Origin of the sequence: Wenzhouxiangella limi (assembly GCF_010499265.1) — a bacterium.
Lineage (GTDB): Bacteria > Pseudomonadota > Gammaproteobacteria > Xanthomonadales > Wenzhouxiangellaceae > Wenzhouxiangella > Wenzhouxiangella limi.
The window spans coordinates 24,744-31,215 of sequence record NZ_JAAGSC010000044.1; the positions used below are offsets into that span (position 1 = coordinate 24,744).

6 protein-coding genes and 1 pseudogene are annotated in these 6,472 nt (G+C 55.7%); 6 read left to right on the forward strand and 1 reads right to left on the reverse strand.

What is annotated here, in order from left to right; genetic code table 11:
- Window positions 1–29: 29 nt before the first annotated feature.
- From dmeF to G3I74_RS13705, 4 genes are all read left to right on the forward strand, one after another.
- Window positions 30–1,007: a CDF family Co(II)/Ni(II) efflux transporter DmeF gene (gene dmeF, locus G3I74_RS13690; RefSeq protein ID WP_338063117.1), complete on the forward strand. Its 978-nt coding sequence runs from the start codon at window positions 30–32 to the stop codon at window positions 1,005–1,007.
- A 282-nt stretch (window positions 1,008–1,289) separates the two neighbouring features.
- Complete coding sequence (locus tag G3I74_RS13695; protein WP_164212178.1) at window positions 1,290–1,670, forward strand: DUF6768 family protein; 381 nt, start codon at window positions 1,290–1,292, stop codon at window positions 1,668–1,670.
- A gap of 168 nt (window positions 1,671–1,838) precedes the next feature.
- Complete coding sequence (locus G3I74_RS13700) at window positions 1,839–2,942, forward strand: substrate-binding domain-containing protein (RefSeq protein WP_164212179.1); 1,104 nt, start codon at window positions 1,839–1,841, stop codon at window positions 2,940–2,942.
- Window positions 2,943–2,944: 2 nt separating this feature from the next.
- The gene (locus G3I74_RS13705) at window positions 2,945–4,750 is read left to right on the forward strand and encodes a putative bifunctional diguanylate cyclase/phosphodiesterase (protein ID WP_164212180.1); all 1,806 of its coding nucleotides are present in this window, start codon (window positions 2,945–2,947) and stop codon (window positions 4,748–4,750) included.
- 61 nt (window positions 4,751–4,811) lie between these two features.
- Here the strand turns inward: G3I74_RS13705 and G3I74_RS13710 are convergent.
- Window positions 4,812–5,330 (reverse strand): annotated as a pseudogene (locus G3I74_RS13710) (IS3 family transposase); the annotation flags it as partial.
- A 193-nt stretch (window positions 5,331–5,523) separates the two neighbouring features.
- Between G3I74_RS13710 and G3I74_RS13715 the strand changes: the two are divergent.
- Entirely contained in the window at window positions 5,524–5,928 is a 405-nt protein-coding gene (locus tag G3I74_RS13715; RefSeq protein ID WP_164212181.1) for a nitrous oxide-stimulated promoter family protein, read from the forward strand.
- 89 nt (window positions 5,929–6,017) lie between these two features.
- Window positions 6,018–6,368 carry a hypothetical protein gene (locus tag G3I74_RS13720; RefSeq protein ID WP_164212182.1) on the forward strand — a complete coding sequence of 117 codons (351 nt, stop codon included), beginning with the start codon at window positions 6,018–6,020 and terminating at the stop codon, window positions 6,366–6,368.
- Window positions 6,369–6,472: the final 104 nt, after the last annotated feature.

The following is a 6,472-nucleotide window of genomic DNA, read 5'->3' on the forward strand; positions in this document are numbered from 1 at the left end:
ATAGCAGCACCAAGGGACTGACAGCGCGAATGATGCATTCCCCAGCACACACCGAGCCAGGCCACTCGCATACCTTTGGGCAAGACCGCAAGCGGCCCGGCGAGAACCGGACCCTGCTGGTCATCGCCTTGACCGCCTCGATGATGGTGGTCGAAATTGTGGCCGGCATTGCGTTCGGGTCCATGGCCCTGCTGGCCGATGGCCTGCACATGGCCTCGCATGCCGCCGCGCTGTCGATTACGGCCGTTGCGTACTGGATGGCCCGGCGCCACGCGGCGAACCCGTCGTTCAGCTTCGGCACCGGAAAAATCAACGCCCTGGGTGGATTTACCGGGGCGCTGTTATTGGCAGGATTTGCCCTGCTGATGGTCTGGGAAAGCCTGCATCGACTGATCAACCCGGTCGAGATTGTTTTCAACCAAGCCATCCTGGTCGCCGTTGTCGGTTTGATCGTCAACGGAATCAGCGTCTTCATCCTCGGCGTGGGCGGCGAGGAGCATGATCATCACCACCATCACGATCACCATGGCGCGTCTGGCCACGGTCATCATCACCACGACCACAATCTGCGCTCGGCCTATCTCCACGTGCTGGCCGATACCTTGACCTCCTTGCTGGCGATCTTTGCGCTTCTGGCCGCGAAGTACTTTGGCGCGATCTGGATGGATCCCTTCATGGGCATTATCGGCGCCATCCTGGTTTCTCGCTGGTCCTGGGGTCTGGTGAAATCCACCAGTGCCGTTCTGCTTGATCGGCAGGCACCGGACGATTTAGTGCGGGCGATTCGCTCGAGCGTGGAATCCGATGGCGATTGCCGAGTGACCGATCTCCACGTCTGGTCGATTGGTCCCGGTATCCATGCCGCCATCATTGCTCTGGTGAGCGAAAAGCTGTCGAGCCCGGATGACTATCGGAAGCGCCTGCCAGAGGGTCACGGTCTGGTCCATGTCTCCATTGAAGTTTGCCAGGCCGAGAGTCGGCAGGCCAGTTCATCGGGGGGGGAATGACGATTCCGCGTCAATGCGGCTCTGAGGCAAACGGCGTGGCCCTTTCAAACCCGGCCGGGCGCAGCGATGCGCGCCGGCCGGCGTCGATCAGCAGCTCGATCTGGGCTTAGGTCAGATCAGGCGGTCCAGGATTTTGGCTCGCGTAGGCCCTGCAGCTGTTCTACGTCAGCCACCTGGCGATTTCAGAAGTCGCGGTCGTATTGGACATTCCCCCATGCACGGTCAAGTCCTGCCTGCACCGTGCCCGGGGTTTACTCAAAGACCATTTCGAAGGAGACGACGATGAGCATTGACGAAAAAATCCGCCGCGAACTGCTGCAGCAGGGCGGCCCGGTCGAAGGCCTTAAGGCCGAAGAGACCGGCCTGTTCCCGATGCTGTTTCGGGTGTTTACCGGCGGGCTTGCGCGCTGGGCCGGCTTCGCCATGGCGCTGACGCTGGTGGCCTTCAGCCTGATGCTCTGGACCGGCTACGCGTTTTTTGCCGCCGCAAGCGTCGATGATCGAGTGTTCTGGGGCGTACTGGTGCTCGCCGCCTTCCACGCCCTGAGTATGTTCAAGCTGTGGTTTTTCATGGAGATGAACCGCCATTCGGTCACCCGCGAGGTCAAGCGAGTTGAAATTGCGCTGGCGCGGCTGGAAGAGCAAGGCGAGGAGCGGCCGTGAACGGACCAATGAGAGCATCGCTCGGTCGATCGTGAGTTAGTTCCCGAAAAAATGGGAACTTTTAGATCAATCACACCTTATGCTACGATTGAGGCTATCGCGATGGAGGGATAGTGGTTTGTATGCGGGCTTTGGCAAAATCGTCCGGGAGGCGGGCAGTAGCTGAGCATGCGTACGTGGACGACCATTCTGTGCGGCCTTCTGGCTTTCGCTGCAATCTCGCCGCAGATTCAAGCTGACCCGAACTCTTTTCCTGAAGAGCTCGTTCTTGTCGTTAATCCGACAACGGCAGGGAATACCTATTGGCCCGAAGTCCACTCGGTTATGGACATTGTGGCCACCGATCTCGACATCGGCATCGAATTTCTGGAGTTCGACGTCTCGGATCGGTTTTCAGCGGTCACAAGTACCCTGCGCCGGCTTCGCGAAGACCCGATCCCGGACGCAGCTGTCTTCACGATGGAGTTTTCGCAGTTAATTCCAGTGATCGATCTGGCTGAAGCGCAAAATATCCCATTTGCGCTGAACGGGCCCTTTTCAGAGGATCAGCTGAGAACGCTGGGAAACGTTCCGGGCCGCAAGTACACACAATGGGTCCGTCTGTTTGAGGAGGATGAGCAGACCAAAGGCTATTTGTTGGCGCAGCAGTTGATTCAGGCGGCAAACGCTGCCGAGCCAGATTCGGGGATGGTTTCTATCGTCGGAATCAACGGCGCCCGGTCCTGGGTGGGATCCATGCACCGGGAAGCTGGGTTGCGCCAGGCTGTAAACGACCATCCCAATGCCCGGGTCCTGCAGATGGTATACGCCGACTGGACCGCCCGGGAGGGCAGAAGAATGGCGCGCCGTCTCCTTCGCCGCTATCCCGATGTTTCCGCAATATGGGCAGGCAGTGACCAGCTATCGATCGGCGTTGCCCAAGCCATTTCAGAAACCTCTGATCCTGCTAAACAGGTATTTACTGGTGGGCTCGACCTATCTCGCGCCGGGCTGGATGCGCTGAGCCGAGGGAAACTGATTGCAACAACTGCGGCCACCGAATTAATGTGGGCTCAACTCGTTATTGACATGCATGACTTCATTCGTGTACCAACGGCAGCCGACAGCTTTGAAGACTATCAACTTGCTGATCCGATTATCGCCACAGCCTCTAACGTCGCGCAAGTCCTTGAATTTCAAGAGCGACAGAAAGCGATCCAGTTTCGCGATTTCTCTCGACACTACAATGGCGGGAAGAAGGTTCGCTTGAGCAGTCTTCTCGACGGCTTTTGAGCATGGACTCGCTTAAGTTAAGAAATATATCGCTGATCCTGCTCATCAGCCTTTGTTTTACGGCCATCAGCGTCGCTTTCCAGGCTTACTTGTATATAAAAGCCGGTCAGCAGGACCGCAACCAGACCCTGACATCTATCCAGGAAAGCTACCTCGAGCCTACTGCGTCTGCGGTCTTCTATCTGGATTGGCAACAACTCGAGCTCATATCCAAAGGGATCGCCCAGCTGCCGTTCATTGAAGGCGTTAGGGTGATGGAGAACATCCAGGGAGACTATCAAGTCCTGCTGGAGCTCGATCAGCCAGAAGGGGATTATCAAACCACCGATTTTCCTTTGACCCATATTTATGAGGGGGAGGAACGGCGTGTAGGCCGCCTGGTTGTTCAATCGAGCTTAAATCGTCTCATGGACGATCTACCGGCGAAGCTTCGACAAGGCGCGCTTTTCAATCTGATCCTTGTTCTTGCATTGTCCACGGGTATATGGCTGATCGTAATAAGGATCAAGAAGCTCCAATATTACGATGCGCTGACTGGCCTGCCCAATCGAAGGCTCTTTGAGCAACGCCTGGGGCAATTTATAGGTTCTGACAGAGAGGGCAAGTCCTTTGGTGCGATCTTGCTCGTTGATGTGGATCAGTTCAGGTCTCTGAACGATTCACGTGGGCACAGCATTGGAGATCTCTTGCTGAGGGAAATCGGGACCAGGATTCGATCGATCGACAGCAAGAACTCTACCGTATACCGTGTTGGTGGAGATGAGTTCGCCATTCTGCTCGAGAACCTTAACGATCAGGCCGAAAGTTCTCTTTCAGACATCAATCGCCTTGCTGGCGCCGTGGAGGCCGCGCTGGAGCCGCCTTTCGTTGTCGACAGCGAGGCAGTCAACATTACCGCAAGTATTGGTGTTGCGACCTTCGACGCGCAACAGGCGTCCGTGGGGACCGTGCTTAACGAAGCCGATATTGCAATGCTTAGCGCAAAGCAAGGCTCAGGATCAAAAACCCGCTTCTATGACCCGGAAATACATTCTCAGGTACGCGATCGGATGGTGCTTGAGACGGACCTGAAATCCGCTCTTGGCCTGCAACAGCTTGAAGTTTTTTACCAGCCCCAGGTCGATACGGATGGTATTACCTGTGGGGCTGAAGTTCTTCTACGCTGGCAACATCCCACACGGGGGATGGTTTCTCCCGCCGAGTTTATTCCTCTGGCCGAAGAGAGTGACCTTATTCAATCTATTGGGCGCTGGGTGATGGAGTCCGCCTGTAAGCAGTTGTTTGTCTGGTCGGGCATGAAGGGCTGTTCCAATCTTACCCTGGCCGTGAACGTCAGCTCTCGTGAGTTCAGTCAACCTGACTTTGTTGACTCTGTAAAGGAGATTTTTGAAGAGACTGGGGCAGATCCGTCACTTTTGAAGATTGAACTTACCGAAAGCATGGTTCTGGAAGATATTTCCGCGACGCGGGAGAAAATGCAAGCGCTCCAAGAGATTGGCGTCGGGTTTGCAATCGACGATTTCGGTACTGGCTTCTCGTCACTCATGTATCTGACCAGCCTCCCCTTGGAGACCTTGAAAATCGACCGAGCGTTCGTGCGGCATTTACCGCATAACAAGCGTGAGGTGATTGTAACTCAGGGGATTATCGGCCTAGCAAAGGGCTTGAAACTTAATTTGATCGCGGAAGGTGTTGAAACCGAGCAGCAACGGGCTTTTCTTTTGTCCAACGGATGCGAACGATTCCAGGGGTTTTACTTTTCTCCGCCGCTTCCATTGGCTGAGTTTGAAAAATACTTCTCGCGATGAGATCACAGCCTATCCTGCAGCTGGCGTGTGGCGCGGTGTTCTCAATTTGATTAGAGGGGTTCTACCCCGCTACCACGGACGGTTTAAAAAGGGCTGAAAGCTTCTGATCCTGCCTGGCGACTCTGCGCCGCATTCTAGGGTTATGGAACCGCTCGATGTAATCGAATATCTCGGCTCGGATTTCATCCTGAGGTCGATAACGGCGATGATTGATTCTTTCACGTTTGAGCATCCCAAAGAAACCTTCGCAGGCCGCGTTGTCACCGCAGTGTCCGACAGCACTCATGGAGCATAGCAGCGTATTGCGTTTGAGAAATCGCTGGTAGTCACTGCTTCGAAACTGACTGCCGCGATCTGAATGTAGAACGACCAGTCCGGTCCCTCGACGCTGCCAAACAGCCATCTCAACGGCCCCGATCACCATCTTTCGATCCTGCCGATGGTGCATTGACCAACCCACAACGAGTTTATTGAACAGATCAAGCACCACGCAGAGAAATAGCTTGCCCTCGTCAGTCTGTAACTCGGTAATGTCGGTCACCCATTTAGTCTCAGGCTCCAAGGCCAGGAAGTCGCGCTGTCAACACCAACCTGATCTGTCCGTTTTCCAACGAAGTGAAATGTCCCCTTTTCGTCGGGTTATGGAGTGATCTTTTTCGCTGTCAGGTGGGCATTTCCTCCTTGCTGATTGACGGGGTCTGGGCGAAAAAGGATATCAAGAATGCTTGATTTGGCTCAAATGCCGCGACAGGGCATCGGGGTAGCATGTCGCCATGAATCAACAGTCCGTTTCTTTGCCGCACGAAACGCCGGTCCTGAATGCGCGCCTGCGCCGTGAATTTCGCACCATGGAGGCGATGGTGCGTATCTGGTGCCGAACAAAGCACCCGGGGTGGGCGTCTTCGGGCGCGGTATGTCCGGAATGCCAGGTCTTTCTTGACTACGCGCGCAAACGTCTGGAGAAATGTCCCTACGGGGAGGATAAGCCCACCTGTGCCAAGTGCCCGGTGCATTGTTATAAAAGAGCGCAGCGCGAACACGCGCGCGAGGTCATGCGCTTCGCCGGACCGCGTATGGTCTGGCGCCATCCCTGGCTGTCATTGATGCACCTGCTCGACAAGCGCCACCGGGTCGAACACCCGATGGAGCAGCGGCGGCGTCATTTCCGCAGCCGCTGAATTGCTCTAAAAATCACCTAATACGCGGATCTTGGCCTACGAATGTTGCCGACGTTTCGCTGTCTGACCTTTCCAGGAGCGGTTTACTGATGGGCTGGTTGGTTCTGCCGGCTATTTCCTTCCTGATGCTCGCGGCGCATTTTCTTCGCGACGGTCATTGGCCGATGATGCTGCTGGCATTGGGTTCCATGGGTCTGTTGGCGGTACCTCATTCGTGGGCCGCGCATCTCATCAGGGTTGCGCTTTTCGCCGGCGCCCTGGTATGGCTTGATTCGCTCGTCTCCATGGCGACGATGCGCTGGACCATGGATTTGCCGTTTCTGCGGCTATCCGTCATTTTGTCTGCAGTGATCCTGCTGACGGTGGGCTCGATATTTGTGTTCACGCACCGCCGCCTGCAGTCCTTTTACGAACTGGGGTCAGGAGGATCGGATCGGTGATCCGGGAGGCGCAGACTCAGGGTTGTTGACGAATTCGATCGCGGGCTCGTTCTGTCTCGTTTTCCACGGCGCGATGCATGCTGGAATCTTCAGGCACGTGGGGC